Raw genomic sequence first — 14501 nt, forward strand, 5'->3', positions numbered from 1 at the left:
TGTGTACGGAAGAGCACCCGGGGCGCGGCGCGACGGCACATGGTCAGCGCAGGAACGCCGCCGCCACACCGGCGTCGACGGGAATGTGGAGGCCGGTGGTGTGGGTGAGGTCGCCGCCCGTCAACGCGAAGACGGCGTTGGCGACATGCTCGGGGAGAACCTCGCGCTTGAGGATCGTGCGCTGGGCGTAGAACTCGCCCAGCTTCTCCTCCTCGATGCCGTACGTCGCCGCACGCTGGGCTCCCCAGCCCGCCGCGAAGATTCCGGAACCCCGCACCACCCCGTCCGGGTTGACCCCGTTGACCCGGATGCCGTGCTCGCCGAGCTCCGCCGCCAGCAGACGCACCTGGTGCGCCTGATCGGCCTTCGTGGCCGAGTACGCGATGTTGTTCGGGCCCGCGAACACGGCGTTCTTGGAGGCGATGTAGATGATGTCACCACCGAGGTTCTGGGCCCGCATCACCCGCGCGGCCTCGCGGGACACCAGGAACGAACCCCGCGCCATGATGTCGTGCTGAAGGTCCCAGTCGCGGACGGTGGTCTCCAGCAGCGGCTTGGAGATGGAGATCCCGGCATTGTTCACGACCAGGTCCACCCCGCCGAAGGCGAGCGCGGCGGCCTTGAACGCGGCGGCGATCTGCTCCTCCGAGGTGACGTCCACGGTCACCGCGACCGCCCTGTCCGGACCGCCGAGCTCCTCGGCGACGGCCTCCGCGTTCACGGCGTTCAGATCCGCGACGACCACACACGCCCCCTCCGCGACGAGCCGGTGTGCGACGGCCTTGCCGATGCCCGACCCCGCTCCGGTGACGAACGCGACCCGCGTGGCCAGCGCCTTCGGCTTCGGCATCCGGCGGAGCTTGGCCTCCTCCAGCTCCCAGTACTCGATGCGGAACTTCTCCGACTCCTCGATCGGCGCGTACGAGGAGACGGCCTCGGCGCCCCGCATCACGTTGATCGCGTTGAGGTAGAACTCCCCGGCGACCCGAGCGGTCTGCTTGTCCTTGCCGAACGAGAACATGCCGACACCGGGCACCAGCACGATCGCCGGGTCGGCGCCCCGCATCGCGGGCGAGTCGGGGGCCGCGTGGCGCTCGTAGTACGCCCGGTACGCCTCCCGGTACTCCCCGTGGAGCACCTCGAGCCGGGCCACCGCCTCCTCCAGCGGCGCGTCGGCGGGCAGATCGAGGACCAGCGGGCTGACCTTCGTACGGAGGAAGTGGTCCGGGCAGGACGTGCCGAGAGCGGCGAGGCGGGGGTGCTCGGCGCGGGAGAGGAAGTCCAGGACGGGCTCCGCGTCGGTGAAGTGCCCGACCTGGGGACGGTCCGTGGACGCCAGGCCCCGGATCACCGGAGCGAGTGCTGCGGCCCGGTCACGACGCGCCGTCTCCTCAAGAGCCTCCAGGCCGGGGAGCACGGGGCCGAACGGCTCGGCCCTGCCCTGCCCTTCGAGGAACGTCTCGGCCGTACGGATCATCCAGAGGGCGTGGCGCTCGCACTCCTCGGAGGTCTCACCCCAGGCGGTGATCCCGTGACCGCCCAGGATGACACCGACCGCCTGCGGATTGGCCTCCTTGACGGCCGCGATGTCGAGCCCCAGCTGGAATCCGGGCCGGCGCCAGCCCACCCACGCGACCTTGTCGCCGAAGCACTCGGCGGTCAGCTTCTCGCCGTCGGCGGCGCACGCCAGCGCGATCCCGGAGTCCGGGTGCAGATGGTCGACATGGGCCGCCTCGACCAGGGCGTGCATCGCGGTATCGATCGAGGGAGCGGCGCCTCCCTTGCCGTGCAGGCAGTGGTCGAAGGCCGGGACCATCTCGTCCTCGCGCTCCACCCCCGGGTACACGTCCTTGAGCGCTCGCACCCGGTCCAGCCGCAGCACGGCGAGCCCCGCCTCGGTCAGCGTGCCGAGGTCGCCGCCCGACCCCTTGACCCAGAGCAGTTCGGCCTCGCCACCGGTGACCGGGTCCCTCCCCGTCGCCTTGACCGAGGCGTTGCCCCCGGCGTAGTTGGTGTTACGGGGGTCGGAGCCGATCCGGTGGGCGCGCTCCAGGAGCGCGGCGACCTCGGTGTGCGTCGCGGACGTCATGAGGGTTCCTTCGGGAAGAGGGCGCGGGCGGGAGCGCAGGACGGGGGAGAGACCGCCGGACGGGGAGAGAGCGAGGGTGGGGGAGCGGGGCTCAGGCGCCCCAGCCCGCCTGTTCGCCGCCGACCCGGTCGGCGGCGATGCGCTCCTGGTTGCCGGAGGCGAGGTACGCCGCGAACGGGTCGCGCGCCAGGCCGAGCTCCTCGCGGACCTCGGCGAGCAGCGGCCGCACATCCGTGTTGAACGCGTCCATCAGCACCCCGTTGGAGGCCAGGACATCACCGGAGCGCTGCGCCCCGGCCAGTGCCTCGGCATCGATCAGCAGGGCCTTGGCGGTCGCTTCCTGCACATTGGTGACCGAGCGGATGACGGCCGGGATCTTGGCCTCGATGTTGTGGCACTGGTCGAGCATGAAGTTGACGTTGGTGGCGGCCTCCAGGCCGCCGTTCTTGACCACCTCGTGCATGATCCGGAACAGCTGGAACGGGTCCGCGGCGCCCGCCATCAGGTCGTCGTCCGCGTAGAAGCGGGAGTTGAAGTCGAACGCGCCGAGCTTTCCCTCGCGCAGCAGGAACGCCACGATGAACTCGATGTTCGTGCCCGGTGCGTGGTGGCCGGTGTCGACGACGACCTGGGCCTTCGGCCCGAGCTTGAGGCAGTGGGCGTACGACGTGCCCCAGTCCGGGACGTCCGTGGTGTAGAAGGCGGGCTCGAAGAGCTTGTACTCGAGCAGCATCCGCTGGTCGTCGCCGAGCCGCTCGTAGACCTCGGCGAGCGCCTCGGCCAGACGGTCCTGACGGCCCGCTATGTCGTCCTGGCCCGGGTAGTTGGTGCCGTCCGAGAACCACAGCTTCAGGTCGGGCGAACCGGTGGCGTCCATGATGTCCACGCATTCGAGCAGATGGTCGGTGGCCTTGCGGCGGACCTTGGGATCCGGATGGGTGACCGAACCCAGCTTGAAGTCGTCGTCCTGGAAGACGTTGGAGTTGATCGCACCGATCCGCAGGCCGAGTCCCTCGGCGTACCGGGTCAGCGCCGCGTAGTCCTCGACCCTGTCCCAGGGAATGTGCAGCGACACCTTCGGAGCCACCCCGGTGAAGGCGTGCACCTGCGCCGCGTCCGCCAGTTTCTCGAACGGGTCGCGCGGCACGCCGGGCTGGGCGAAGACCTTGAACCGGGTCCCGGAGTTGCCGTAGCCCCAGGAGGGCGTCTCGATGACCTGAGACTTCAGAGCTGCCTTGACGGCCGACACATCAGACATGAACACCTCGTAAGCAGAGTCATCCGGCGACCGGTCAGGATCGAGGATGTGAATCGTTTCATCCGGGACGTACGCTAGGTTTGTGCGCTGCTCCTAGTCAAGCGGTCAGACAAGTTTCTTGACGACTTGAATCAATTCATCGCGGGCGTGGGGAAAGCGCTTGCGGTCGTTCGGCGCGCTCTTCCGCCGTGACGGGCGGACACTGGGGGGACCGGAGGCCCACGCTTCCCTGAAACACGGTGCCTGTTCCGCCTGTCAGGACCGGGCGGGTGGCACGTGGCCGAGCCTTGGGCGACCGGGCTGGGCGACCGGGCTCGGCGACCTGGACCGAGAGCCGACTGGAGAATCCGATGGAGAAGGTCTTCGAGATCTACATCCGCACCACTCCCGAGCGCCTCTGGGAGGCGATCACCGATCCCGAGATCAGAAGCAAGTACAACTTCGGCGCACGCGTCACCTCGGACTGGACCCAGGGCTCACGCTTCGAGATGAGCGCCCCCGGTGCCCCCGGCGCGCTCGGCGAGGGGCATAACCTGGAGGTCGACCCGCCGCGCAGGCTCGTCCAGAGCATGGTGGCGCTCTGGAGCGACGAGGCCAGGAGCGAGGGCCCGACCAGGGTCACCTGGGAAATGGAGCCCGTCGGCGACTCCTGCCGGCTGACCGTCACCCACGACGAGCTCCGCGAGGGTGCCAGCGAGGACCTGTACGGCGGCTGGCCGATGATCCTGTCCGGCCTGAAGACCTGGCTGGAGACGGGGGAGGTCCTCACCACCCCCGGCTCCCTCCTCTACGGCAGCGGGTGAGTCAGCGCCCGGACCCCGTCAGGCTCGGCCGGAGCTCGCGCACGAGCGCGAAGAGCCGGTCCTCGTTGCCGGCGAGGCCCGCGCCCCGCAGAGCCTCGTCGGCCTCCTCGATCGGCGAGGCGAGCAACGGCATGTACAGAGGGGCGTCGGCCGGGTCGGCGAGCGCGGCGCGCGTGGCCGCCAGCAGACGGATGTACGCCTGGGCCGCAGTGATTTCGGCTTCGTGCATCTCAGCATCTCCCGGTCAGAGGTGTCGGACCGTCAAGCATCCCTCATGGGTCTGACAACGCCCTCGCCACCGCTGCCGAGCAGCCTCAGGGACGGGCCGCGGGCGGGGGCTCGACCTCCAGGAAACGGCGCCGCCGCGGCCCGCGGTACAGCAGAGCCGTCCACCCCAGCCGCCGCAGCGCCGCGGCACACTCCGCCAGCGCCTCGTCCTCCTCGTGCGCCGCGCCGCTGCCCGGCGGGCCGGCCCACTCGACCCGCACCGAGCCGGACACCTCGCCCTCGCACACCCGATAGCCCGTGGCGGCCCGCTCCCCGTTCAGGCCGACCGCCGACGCGGGTATCCCGGCCGCCTCCAGGGCCAACGCCACCGCCCGCAGCGGCCGGTGGAGCTCCCAGGCGGCGGGCACACCCTCGGGATCCGCACGCCCCGCACCGGTCAGCCGCCGGATCTGGAGCAACCCCTCGAAGGCGGTCCGCACCTCTCCGGCGCGTCCGCCATCGGTCCCGGGGGCCGCGGGGCCGTCACCGGTCGCCGGCTCGAATCCCCTCTCCTGCTCCTGCGACGCGCTCATGTGCTGTCCCCTCGCCGATGCCGAGCCCTGTCGCCAAGTGTGCAACTCCCCACTGACAGACGCCGCCGGACAACGCGCCGCCCGATCCGGGGACCCCCGTAGGATTGACGGAGACCGCACACCGGAGGAACCACGCACGTGTCCGACGACGACCCGACCGCCGTACCTGTCACGGGACGCGCCGCCCTGCGTGCCGACTGCGCGAACTGCTTCGGGCTGTGCTGCGTCGCTCTGACGCTGACCAGGTCGGCGGACTTCGCGATCAACAAGGACGCGGGGACCCCCTGCCGCAATCTGGCGGACGACTTCCGCTGCGGCATCCACACCCGGCTGCGGTCGGAAGGTTTCTCCGGCTGCACCGTGTACGACTGCTTCGGCGCGGGCCAGAAGGTCTCCCAGGAGACCTACGCCGGCCGGGACTGGCGGACCGCCGCCGACACCGCCCAGCAGATGTTCCAGGTCTTCCCGGTGATGAGGCAGCTCCACGAACTGCTCTGGTATCTGACCGAGGCCCTCACCCTGCCGGCCGCCACGAGTCTGTACGCCGGCCTCCGCGACGCCCTCGGAACGACCGAACGCCTGACCCGCCTGCCCGCCGACGAGCTCGCGGAGCTGGACGTGTCCGCGCACCGGGACGGGGCCGCTGCCCTGCTGCTGCGCGCCGGGGAGCTCGAACGCGCCACCGTCCCACGGCGCAGCAGGCGCGGAGGTCGCGGAGCCGACCTGATCGGAGCCCGCCTCGAAGGGGCCGACCTGCGCGGCGCCGAGCTCCGAGGGGCCTACCTCATCGCGGCCGACCTGCGCGGAGCCGACCTGCGCCGGGCTGAGCTCATCGGCGCCGACTTCCGCGACGCCGACCTCTCCGGCGCCGACCTCACCGGCGCCCTCTTCCTCACGCAGGCCCAGGTCAACGCGGCGAAGGGCGACGCCGCGACGAAACTGCCCGACTCCCTGACCCGGCCCCCGCACTGGCAGTCCAGCAGCCGGAAGCCGGTCACAGGCCGGTGAGGAGTCCGTCCAGCGGGGCCGGTACCTCTCCGGGACCGAGGGCCTCCACCAGGAGACGGCCGTAACGGATCTTGCGGCCCTTCTTCGTGCCGAGGAAACGGCGCAACTGCTGCTCCCGGGGCCGCCCGTGCTGTGCCGGCTGACGTAGGAAGGTCTGCCAGGCACGCTGGTCGCCCTCGGCGGCGATGACCTCCTCGACCCTCGCGGTGCCCAGTGCGCGGACGAGCTCGTCCTCCAGGTCCGCCACACACACGTAAAAGGCCTGCCGCGGTGCTCTCGCCCGCTGCAGGCCCAGGTCATAGAAGCGCTGCTCGCGCTCGTCGCACAGTCCCTTCAGGCGCAGACCGAGACCGGGCGGCCCGAGAATACCGGCGTAACGTCCGATACTCATGGCGCCGCCCATCGGTACGACGCACACCCCCTCGGCCGCGAGGTCCAGACCTCGTCGTGCCGCCAGTGCGTCGACCGCGGCGAGATCGCTCGGTCCCTCCAGCAGTACGGCCGTCCGCAGCCCCAGCCGGGCGGCCAGTTCACCCGCGGGCCCGCCGGGGCCACCGGCCGCCCAGTGACCGACCGCTTCCCGGAATGCGCGCATCTCCGTCATGGAGAGCGAGTCTGCACCGCCACCGGCGGCCGGGGCACCCGATATTCACCCCCGGGCGGCCGGTGAGCCCCGGAGCCCGCCAGCAGGTCCGGTGCCGCGCGCTGCCGGGAATCAGGCCAGCATCCCCTTGCGGAGCTTGCCCAGCGTGCGTGTGAGCAGACGGGAGACATGCATCTGTGAGACGTCGAGTTCGGCGCCGATCTGCGACTGCGTCATCTCCTGGCCGAAACGCATCTCGATGATGCGCCGTTCGCGCTCGTCGAGTTCTCCGAGGAGCGGGGCCAAGGCGTGCAGGTTCTCCACCGTCTCCATGGCCGAGTCCGGCTCACCCAGGATGTCGGCGAAGGTGCGTGTCGCCGAGCCCGTGGTCTCGCTGCCGTCGGTCGGAAGGTCCAGGGATCCCGCGGTGTAGCCGTTGGACGCGATGACGCCCTCCATGACCTCGTCCTCGGTGAGGTCCAGGTACTCGGCCAGTTCCTTCACCGTCGGGTCGCGGTCCATGCGCGTGGCGAGCTCGTCCTTCGCCTTGGCCAGGTCGACACGGAGTTCCTGCAGGCGCCGGGGCACGTGGACGGCCCAGGTCGTGTCCCGGAAGAAGCGCTTTATCTCGCCGACGATGTAGGGGACGGCGAAGGTGGCGAACTCCACCTCCCGGGAGAGCTCGAAACGGTCGATGGCCTTGATGAGGCCGATCGTCCCTACCTGGGTGATGTCCTCCATGTCGCCACTGCCGCGGTTGCGGAAGCGGCGCGCGGCGAACCGGACCAGGGAGATGTTCATCTCGATGAGGGTGTTGCGCGCGTACTGGTACTCGTGCGTGCCCTCCTCCAGGACCTGCAGTTGCTCGAAGAACAGCATCGACAGAGCACGAGCGTCCTTCGGGGCGACCTTGCCCGCGTCCTCGATCCAGGGCAGCTCACCGACGTGCCCCGGCGCGCCCTGTGCAGTCGTCGCTCTGTCAGCCGGTGCGGTCCCGGCGGTCTGTTCAGCAATCACTGTGTATTCCCACCCTCGCTGGTGCTGAGCGCTCTTCTGTCATCAGCCCCTGCCCCGACCCGGAGGGCCCATGCGTGATGACACGATTTTTCTTGCTGTGTGGAAACAGTTGTCCCTGGACATCGTAGGATGGGCCAACCGGCCACCGGTGCGACCTTTCGGGCGCGCCGCGCTGGATCGGGCACAGGCCCCGTACGCTGGAGGCCGACGGCCGGGGCCCCCAGGCGGTCCGGTCGCGTCCCAGCACGATGAGAAACAGGATCACGTGGACAGATTCGCTGCCGTCGAGCGGGAGCTGCGTAAGGCCGCACCCCACCTGCTCCTCGACGTCGTCACGGTGGCTCTGCGGGAGCAGTACGGCGTACGGGACGTGGAGTTGCGGCTCGCCGACTACGGCATGACCACACTTCAGGTGGTGTCCGAGGCGCCGCTCGCCGAACCGGTGCACATACACGGCAGCCCGCAGGGGCGCGCCTTCGGGGCCCAGGAGCCGTACGTGGAGTCCCGGGCGACGCAGGGGCTCGTGACCGCGCACCTCCCGGTGACCGTCCGGGGCGACCGTCTCGGCGTCCTGACCGTCACGGCCCCGGAGGCCAGTTGCGACCGGGCGGGCCTCGCCGAGATGCAGCAGCTCTGCGAAGCCCTCGGCCACGAGATCCTCGTTGCCGAGCGGGACACCGACCTCTATCTCCTCGCGCGCCGCGCCACACGGCTGACCCTGGCCGCGGAGATGCAGTGGCAGCTGCTGCCCGGCCGCTCGGTGGCCCGTCCCGAATTCTCTCTGGGTGCCCACCTGGAGCCCGCGTACGCGATCTTCGGTGACAACTTCGACTGGTCGGTCTCCGCCCATCACCTCACGCTCACCGTGACCAACGGCATGGGCAAGGGGATGGAGGCAGCGCTGCTGACCAACCTCGTCGTCAACGCGCTGCGCAACGCCCGGCGGGCCGGCCTCGACCTGCCCGGCCAGGCGAGCCTCGCGGATCAGGCCGTCTACGCCCAGCACCGCGGTGCCCTGCACGCGTCGGTCCTGCTGCTCCGCTTCGATCTGGCCTCGGGCGAGGTCGAGGCCGTGGACGCGGGGTCCCCCCGCATGTGGCGGCTGAGGGGCGGCGATGTCACGGCCGTCGACTTCGACGCGCAGCTCCCGCTGGGCATGTTCGAGGAGACGGAGTACGTCGCGGAGCACTTCCGCGTGGAGCCGGGCGACCGGCTGCTGATCGGCAGCGACGGCGTCTACGACAGCGCCTCGACGGCCGGGGAGCGCTACGGCGAGCGTGCCCTCGCGCGGTCGCTGTCCGCGCACCGCTTCCTGCCGTCCGGCCAGGTGCCGCTGGCGGTGCTCCGTGATCTGAGGGACTACCGAGGTCCGGCGCCGCTGGACGACGACGCGCTCGTGGTCTGCCTCGACTGGTTCGGCCGGCAGTCCTCCGCCGGTGACGTGTCCGCCTGATCGACGGCGGGGGAGGCGCCGGCCGGGGATCAGCCGGTCGAGCGCAAGGGTCTCGCGCCGCCGCCGCTGTCCTGTCCTGAGGCGGCGGCCGCGTTACGGAAGGCCCTGAGCCCTTCGAGGAGTGAACGCCGGGCCTTGGCGGGCATCGCGTCGATGGTGGACATCAGCACCTCCTCCCTGCGTGTACGCAGGTCGAGGAGGTACGCCTTGCCATGGCTGGTCAGGCGGAGCTCCAGCTCCCGGCGGCTCACCGGGCTGGGGGCGCGCTCCACGAATCCGGTGGCCTGGAGGCGGTCGCACAGCCTGCTGACCGAGGGCGAGGCCGACCCGAGGGCCTCGGCGAGCATCCGCAGATTGATGCCCTCCTCGCGGTCCAGCGTGTACAGCACGCGGAGCTGGGAGGGGGAGACCGGGCCGGTCGGCACGGCTTCACGCCCGTGCTCCCAGAGGACTTCGAGGAGTTCGACGAACTCGGAACCCTCGCGGGCCGCATCCCGGGACCGGTGATCGGGTTCGGGGTTCAGGCCCATGTTGATGACACTCCGATCCGGCATCGCTTCGCTCGTCCGTCTGGCCACCGGACCGGGCGAATGAGCCGGGCATTCGACGCGCTCGTATGGAAAGCCAGGAAAAGGTTCCGGGACACACGCGTGGCCCCGAATATCGTACCCCTGTCTGCAACAGCATCCGTGGTCACAGTCCGCACACAGGTAAGTTTCCGAACGGCAATAGTTGTCATAGGGTAAGGTTCCGCAGTTGACATCCGATGCGTGATCTTCCAGCGGGCCACCGCCGCTCCCTCCGCGACGGCGACCCGCTCCAGGCCTGGAGCACTGACACCCCATGACCCACAGCGAGACCCTCACGCTCACCGTCCGCCATCCGGCGGAGAGCGTAGCCGTCCTCACCGTCGCCGGAGAGATCGATGTGGACAGCGCTCCCGCTCTGCGGACCAGGTCCCTGGAACTCATACGGCAGGGCAGACCGCACCTGGTGATCGACCTGGAGTCCGTGGAGTTCTGCGACTCCTCCGGCCTCAACGCCATGATCAGCATCCTGCGGTACGCGAAGGACCGGCACGGATCCCTGAGCCTGGCAGCCGTACCGTCACACGTCACGAGGCTCCTGGACGTCACGGGCGTCGGCGTCCTCATACCCTCGGCCCCCACGGCGACCGAGGCCCTGAATAGCATCGTGACGCCCGGCAGCACCTCCTAGCTCCGAAGCGGGACCTGGAGCGGGACCCGAAGCAGGGCCCGGGGCCGGAGGCAGGACCCGGAGCCGGGCCTCACCCCAGGCCGGGGCCGTTCCCGCCGCCGCCCTCCTCCGGACCGTCCTGCTCCAGTGCCACCTTGAGGCGTTCCAGCGTCGTACGGATGTTCCCGCGCTGGAACTCCGCGAACGTATGGCCCCGCGTCGCGACCCGGTCGAAGGCGTTGGCGAGGAAGTCGGGCCACGCCCGCCGGTTGTCGGTCCAGGTCTCCGTGACCCGGGTGGACCCGTCGACCGCCTCGAAGCGGTACTCCCAGAGGGCGATGGCACCCGGCAGCCGCGGACGCCGCACCCCGATCGCATGCACCCGGAAGGCGAACCGCTCGCCGGGGTCTGCGGCCGTCACCGTGCACCTGGTCGTCCAGCGGAAGGAGCCACGCTTGTTGCGCCCGTCGAAGACCATGCCGACATGGGTGCGCCCGGGGTCCCCGAGTATCCGTGCGCCCAGGTTCTCCGGGCTCCAGCGGCCCATCGCCCTGGGGTCACTCAGGTGTTCGTACACGGCCGACGGTGCCGCCCGGATCAGGATGCTGTCGGATACGGACATGGTGCGGGGCATGGGAGGTACTCCTCGTCCTGGGCCGGCCTGGGTATCTCGCGTAAGCCGGACGGATCATCCGCGAACGCTCGGCGCTGCTGGTTCGTTGGACAGTGTGGCGTACACGCAACAGCGTCCTGAACACCGGACCCGAGGAGCCCGCACATGCCGAACCCCAGTGAACCCGGCCCCACCCGCACCGCCGTCACCGGCGAGCGGACGCGTCTGGTGGAGCAGCTCATGGAGCGGTTCCCCCATGTGCCGAGAGAGGCCGTCCTCAAGGAGGACCTGCTGCGCGGCGGCATGGCGTTCGACGACTCCGCCCTCAGTGACAACGAGCACGGGGACATCAAGCCCAAGTCGTACTTCATCTTCTCCTTCGACCACGGCACGCTGCCCGAGCTGGGCGCCGCGGCGCTGCGCCGTCCGCCCGAGGAGATCGTGCTCACCGGAGGGCCCTACGACCTCCGCCGTACGGTGGTGTCGGTGCGGGTCAACCCCGCATCGCCGTACCGCGTCGCCGCCGGGGACGACGGCGTCCTCGGGCTCTACCTCGACGGGACCCGCATCTCCGACGTGGGCCTGCCCCCGATGCCGGACTACTACCGTCAGACCCTGTCCAACGGAAAGTCCGTCATGGAGGTGGCGCCCACCATCCAGTGGGGCTATCTGATCTACCTCACGGTCTTCCGCGTCTGCCAGTACTTCGGTGCCAAGGAGGAGTGCCAGTACTGCGACATCAACCACAACTGGCGCCAGCACAAGGCGGCAGGCCGTCCCTACACGGGCGTCAAGGACGTCGAGGAGGTGCTCGAGGCCCTCGACATCATCGACCGCCACGACACCGCCAGGACGAGCACCGCCTACACCCTCACCGGCGGCGCCATCACGTCCCGCCTCCAGGGCCGCGACGAGGCGGACTTCTACGGGCACTACGCCAAGGCGATCGAGGAACGCTTCCCCGGCCGCTGGACCGGCAAGGTCGTCGCCCAGGCGCTCCCCAAGGCCGACGTCCAGCGCTTCCACGACTACGGCGTGCAGATCTACCACCCCAACTACGAGGTGTGGGACCGAAGGCTGTTCGAGCTCTACTGCCCGGGCAAGGAACGCTACGTCGGCCGCGACGAATGGCACCGCCGCATCCTCGACTCCGCCGAGGTGTTCGGCGCCCGCAATGTGATCCCCAACTTCGTCGCCGGCGTGGAGATGGCCGAGCCCTTCGGCTTCACGAGCGTCGACGAGGCCATCGCGTCCACCACCGAGGGCCTCCGCTTCTTCATGTCGCACGGCATCACCCCGCGCTTCACCACCTGGTGCCCCGAGCCCACGACACCCCTGGGGAAGACCAACCCCGACGGCGCGCCCCTCGAATACCACATCAGGCTGCTCGACGCCTATCGCTCGACCATGGAGGAGTACGGCCTGTCCTCACCGCCCGGATACGGCCCTCCGGGCCCCGGCCGCGCCGTGTTCTCCGTCAGCTCCTTCATGGACAGCCTCCCCGCCGGGAGCTGAGCGGGGGAGTCCCGGCAGCCGCGCCGCGCGCAGGCCCCGCCCGGCGCGCGGCGACGTCGGCTCCCGCTCAGGCGCGCCACTCGGCGGTGCGCTCCGGGGAGGCGTCGGCCAGTGCCTTCGCGATGGCGTCGGCGTCGCCCCGGTTGCCGTAGACGGGCGTGCCCGGCTGCTGGCGCCAGGACTCGTCGAGGCCGCCCGCGTCCACGGTGTCGAAGCCCAGCTCGTCGATCAGGTCCCGCACGGTCCGCTTGGCCGCCGGGTCGTCCCCTGCGACGGGGAGAGCCTGCCGGCCAGGGGTGCCCTGGGGCTGCCCCTTGTCGAGGATGTCCTGGGCGTAGGTGCCGTTGAACGCCTTGATCACCGGATGGCCGATCTGCTGCTCGGTCCACCGGCTCTCCGTCAGCCCGTCCTCGATGGCGGCGATACGGCCGTCACGCTGCTGCGGGTAGTAGTTGCCCGTGTCGATGACGGCGACGTCGTCCGCCGCCTCTCCGAGAAGGCCCGAGGGCAGGTCGGGGACCGCCTTGAGGGGAACGGTCACCACGACGACCCGTGCTCCGCGCGCCGCCTCGGCGGCCGTGACCGGGGTGGCGCCCGTTTCCTCGGCGAGCGCCTTCAGCGTCTCCGGCCCACGCGAATTGGCCACGGACACGTCGTGCCCGAGCGCGGTGAGCCGCCGGGTGAGATTGCCGCCGATGTTGCCTGCCCCGATGATGCCGATCTTCATGACGTCCGACCTTCCGATGCCGAGTGCCTGGAGTGAAAGGGTCTCGCCGGATCACCAACCCCGGCGTCACAGCCGCTATTCCGGCTGAGCCGAATCGGTTCGGCAACCGGGTGGCGGATGGGAGAGCTCCCGGTGGGCACGTATGGGGGAGAGAAACGGAACCACAATGCCCCACTTGGAGGTGGTGCCTGTGCTGCACGGCGTCGATGTCAGCGCCTATCAGCCGGACTACGACACGGACGGTTCGGACTTCGTCTTCGTCAAGGCGACCGAGGGCCGCACCTATGTGAATCCGCGGCTGAAGAGCCAGGTGAAACGCGCCAGGGACGCCGAATGCGTCGTCGGCTTCTACCACTTCCTCTGGCCGGGAAACACGAAGGAGCAGGCGGAGTACTTCCTCGACAAGACACCGGAGAAGGAGGGCGACCTCCTTGCCGTCGACTGGGAACAGACCGGTGAGGGGACGCACGCGAGCAGCGCGGACAAGGACCGTTTCATCCGTGAGGTGAAGAGGCTGAGGCCCCACCACCGTGTCCTGCTCTACTGCAACCGCACCTTCTGGCTCAACCACGACACGAGTTCGTACGCCGGCGACGGACTCTGGATCGCCGACTACGGCAAGGCGGCCGCACCGCGGATCGAGGCGGACTGGCGCATCCACCAGTACACCGACGACCCGCTCGACAAGAACGTGGCGGACTTCGCCTCGCGGAAGGCGATGCGCGACTGGGCCACGGCCTGAGAAGGGATCGCTCCTGAGGGGCGAGGCCGCCTTCCCGGAGGCGGATCCGCTCCGAGGGGCGGGTTCGCCTTCCTGAGGCGCCACGCGCGCGTCAACACAGGCATCATCACCATCGGCCAGTGGAGTGTCCTTTGCCAGCCACTGGTGCAGTGCGCACGGAGATGACCTGCGGTACCGCAACGGGGAGTCCATCCTGGTCGCCGAGTCAGCAGTCGGCCGTCGACCGAAGGAGTGCCGCAGTGACGACGAGGGGTCCCGCAGTATCGGCGGAAGCCGATGCCGCCTACGAGGACGAACTGCCTGTGCGGAGTCGGCAGCCGGGGAATGTGGTCATCAGGTGGCTGACCACCACCGACCACAAGACCATCGGCACGCTGTATCTGGTCACCTCGTTCGCCTTCTTCATCGTCGGTGGCATCCTGGCGCTCGTCATGCGTGCCGAGCTGGCCCGTCCGGGTGACCAGATCGTCTCGAACGAGCAGTTCAACCAGGCGTTCACGATCCACGGCACGATCATGCTGCTGATGTTCGCGACACCGCTGTTCAACGGGTTCGCGAACTGGATCATGCCGCTGCAGATCGGAGCGCCCGACGTGGCGTTCCCGCGGCTGAACATGTTTGCGTACTGGCTGTACCTCTTCGGCTCGCTGATCGTCGTGGCCGGCTTCCTCACCCCGCAGGGTGCGGCCGACTTCG

16 protein-coding genes are annotated in these 14501 nt (G+C 69.8%); 7 read left to right on the plus strand and 9 right to left on the minus strand.

Features of this window, described 5'->3' with window-relative positions; genetic code table 11:
* Positions 1-43: 43 nt before the first annotated feature.
* Together JKV81_RS28565 and rhaI are read right to left on the minus strand one after the other, a co-directional pair.
* The gene (locus JKV81_RS28565) at positions 44-2089 is read right to left on the minus strand and encodes a bifunctional aldolase/short-chain dehydrogenase (RefSeq protein WP_202078495.1); all 2046 of its coding nucleotides are present in this window, start codon (positions 2087-2089) and stop codon (positions 44-46) included.
* A gap of 91 nt (positions 2090-2180) precedes the next feature.
* Positions 2181-3347 (minus strand): L-rhamnose isomerase, encoded by a 1167-nt coding sequence (gene rhaI, locus JKV81_RS28570; protein ID WP_129260134.1) that lies wholly within the window; start codon positions 3345-3347, stop codon positions 2181-2183.
* Between the two features lie 350 nt (positions 3348-3697).
* Here rhaI and JKV81_RS28575 point away from each other — a divergent pair, with 350 nt between their 5' ends.
* Positions 3698-4150 carry an SRPBCC family protein gene (locus JKV81_RS28575; protein ID WP_129260135.1) on the plus strand — a complete coding sequence of 151 codons (453 nt, stop codon included), beginning with the start codon at positions 3698-3700 and terminating at the stop codon, positions 4148-4150.
* Between the two features lies 1 nt (position 4151).
* On the opposite strand, the gene JKV81_RS28580 is transcribed toward JKV81_RS28575, so the two are convergent.
* The gene (locus JKV81_RS28580; RefSeq protein ID WP_129260136.1) at positions 4152-4379 is read right to left on the minus strand and encodes a hypothetical protein; all 228 of its coding nucleotides are present in this window, start codon (positions 4377-4379) and stop codon (positions 4152-4154) included.
* Between the two features lie 85 nt (positions 4380-4464).
* Positions 4465-4950, minus strand: a complete 486-nt coding sequence (locus tag JKV81_RS28585) for a hypothetical protein (protein WP_202078497.1) — start codon at positions 4948-4950, stop codon at positions 4465-4467.
* Between the two features lie 138 nt (positions 4951-5088).
* Here JKV81_RS28585 and JKV81_RS28590 point away from each other — a divergent pair, with 138 nt between their 5' ends.
* Positions 5089-5958, plus strand: a complete 870-nt coding sequence (locus JKV81_RS28590; RefSeq protein ID WP_129260138.1) for a pentapeptide repeat-containing protein — start codon at positions 5089-5091, stop codon at positions 5956-5958.
* Here JKV81_RS28590 and JKV81_RS28595 read toward each other — a convergent pair.
* Positions 5945-6562, minus strand: a complete 618-nt coding sequence (locus JKV81_RS28595) for a TOPRIM nucleotidyl transferase/hydrolase domain-containing protein (protein WP_129260139.1) — start codon at positions 6560-6562, stop codon at positions 5945-5947. The two genes, JKV81_RS28590 and JKV81_RS28595, sit on opposite strands and share 14 nt — an antisense overlap.
* Before the next feature lie 111 nt (positions 6563-6673).
* Complete coding sequence (locus JKV81_RS28600; RefSeq protein WP_372444262.1) at positions 6674-7558, minus strand: SigB/SigF/SigG family RNA polymerase sigma factor; 885 nt, start codon at positions 7556-7558, stop codon at positions 6674-6676.
* A 265-nt stretch (positions 7559-7823) separates the two neighbouring features.
* Here JKV81_RS28600 and JKV81_RS28605 point away from each other — a divergent pair, with 265 nt between their 5' ends.
* On the plus strand, positions 7824-9011 hold the full coding sequence (locus tag JKV81_RS28605) for a PP2C family protein-serine/threonine phosphatase (protein ID WP_129260140.1): 1188 nt from the start codon (positions 7824-7826) through the stop codon (positions 9009-9011).
* A gap of 29 nt (positions 9012-9040) precedes the next feature.
* Here JKV81_RS28605 and JKV81_RS28610 read toward each other — a convergent pair whose 3' ends face one another.
* Positions 9041-9541, minus strand: a complete 501-nt coding sequence (locus tag JKV81_RS28610) for a MarR family winged helix-turn-helix transcriptional regulator (protein ID WP_129260248.1) — start codon at positions 9539-9541, stop codon at positions 9041-9043.
* Between the two features lie 313 nt (positions 9542-9854).
* On the opposite strand from JKV81_RS28610, the gene JKV81_RS28615 reads away from it, so the two are divergent.
* The gene (locus tag JKV81_RS28615) at positions 9855-10229 is read left to right on the plus strand and encodes an STAS domain-containing protein (protein WP_202078499.1); all 375 of its coding nucleotides are present in this window, start codon (positions 9855-9857) and stop codon (positions 10227-10229) included.
* A gap of 70 nt (positions 10230-10299) precedes the next feature.
* On the opposite strand, the gene JKV81_RS28620 is transcribed toward JKV81_RS28615, so the two are convergent.
* Positions 10300-10842, minus strand: a complete 543-nt coding sequence (locus tag JKV81_RS28620) for an SRPBCC family protein (protein WP_202078502.1) — start codon at positions 10840-10842, stop codon at positions 10300-10302.
* 144 nt (positions 10843-10986) lie between these two features.
* On the opposite strand from JKV81_RS28620, the gene JKV81_RS28625 reads away from it, so the two are divergent.
* A complete protein-coding gene (locus JKV81_RS28625) occupies positions 10987-12336 on the plus strand; it encodes a radical SAM protein (protein ID WP_202078503.1) in 1350 nt (449 codons plus the stop codon).
* Between the two features lie 67 nt (positions 12337-12403).
* Here the strand turns inward: JKV81_RS28625 and JKV81_RS28630 are convergent, their stop codons facing one another.
* On the minus strand, positions 12404-13063 hold the full coding sequence (locus JKV81_RS28630) for an NADPH-dependent F420 reductase (protein WP_202078505.1): 660 nt from the start codon (positions 13061-13063) through the stop codon (positions 12404-12406).
* Positions 13064-13253: 190 nt separating this feature from the next.
* Between JKV81_RS28630 and JKV81_RS28635 the strand changes: the two genes are divergently transcribed.
* Both JKV81_RS28635 and JKV81_RS28640 read left to right on the plus strand, forming a co-directional pair.
* Positions 13254-13805: a glycoside hydrolase family 25 protein gene (locus JKV81_RS28635; protein ID WP_099177194.1), complete on the plus strand. Its 552-nt coding sequence runs from the start codon at positions 13254-13256 to the stop codon at positions 13803-13805.
* Between the two features lie 239 nt (positions 13806-14044).
* Positions 14045-14501 (plus strand): cbb3-type cytochrome c oxidase subunit I (locus JKV81_RS28640; RefSeq protein WP_202078507.1); only part of this gene is annotated, 457 nt, incomplete at its 3' end.

The organism is Streptomyces silvae (genome assembly GCF_016745505.1).
Classification (GTDB): Bacteria; Actinomycetota; Actinomycetes; order Streptomycetales; family Streptomycetaceae; genus Streptomyces; species Streptomyces silvae.

Bases quoted from the DNA above. Each gene is read 5' to 3' on its own strand.
- JKV81_RS28620 (WP_202078502.1), bottom strand. From the start codon at position 10,842: ATGCCCCGCACCATGTCCGTATCCGACAGCATCCTGATCCGGGCGGCA.
- JKV81_RS28630 (WP_202078505.1), bottom strand. From the start codon at position 13,063: ATGAAGATCGGCATCATCGGGGCAGGCAACATCGGCGGCAATCTCACC.
- JKV81_RS28565 (WP_202078495.1), bottom strand. From the start codon at position 2,089: ATGACGTCCGCGACGCACACCGAGGTCGCCGCGCTCCTGGAGCGCGCC.
- JKV81_RS28580 (WP_129260136.1), bottom strand. From the start codon at position 4,379: ATGCACGAAGCCGAAATCACTGCGGCCCAGGCGTACATCCGTCTGCTG.
- JKV81_RS28615 (WP_202078499.1), top strand. From the start codon at position 9,855: ATGACCCACAGCGAGACCCTCACGCTCACCGTCCGCCATCCGGCGGAG.
- rhaI (WP_129260134.1), bottom strand. From the start codon at position 3,347: ATGTCTGATGTGTCGGCCGTCAAGGCAGCTCTGAAGTCTCAGGTCATC.
- JKV81_RS28625 (WP_202078503.1), top strand. From the start codon at position 10,987: ATGCCGAACCCCAGTGAACCCGGCCCCACCCGCACCGCCGTCACCGGC.
- JKV81_RS28585 (WP_202078497.1), bottom strand. From the start codon at position 4,950: ATGAGCGCGTCGCAGGAGCAGGAGAGGGGATTCGAGCCGGCGACCGGT.
- JKV81_RS28595 (WP_129260139.1), bottom strand. From the start codon at position 6,562: ATGACGGAGATGCGCGCATTCCGGGAAGCGGTCGGTCACTGGGCGGCC.
- JKV81_RS28610 (WP_129260248.1), bottom strand. From the start codon at position 9,541: ATGGGCCTGAACCCCGAACCCGATCACCGGTCCCGGGATGCGGCCCGC.
- JKV81_RS28575 (WP_129260135.1), top strand. From the start codon at position 3,698: ATGGAGAAGGTCTTCGAGATCTACATCCGCACCACTCCCGAGCGCCTC.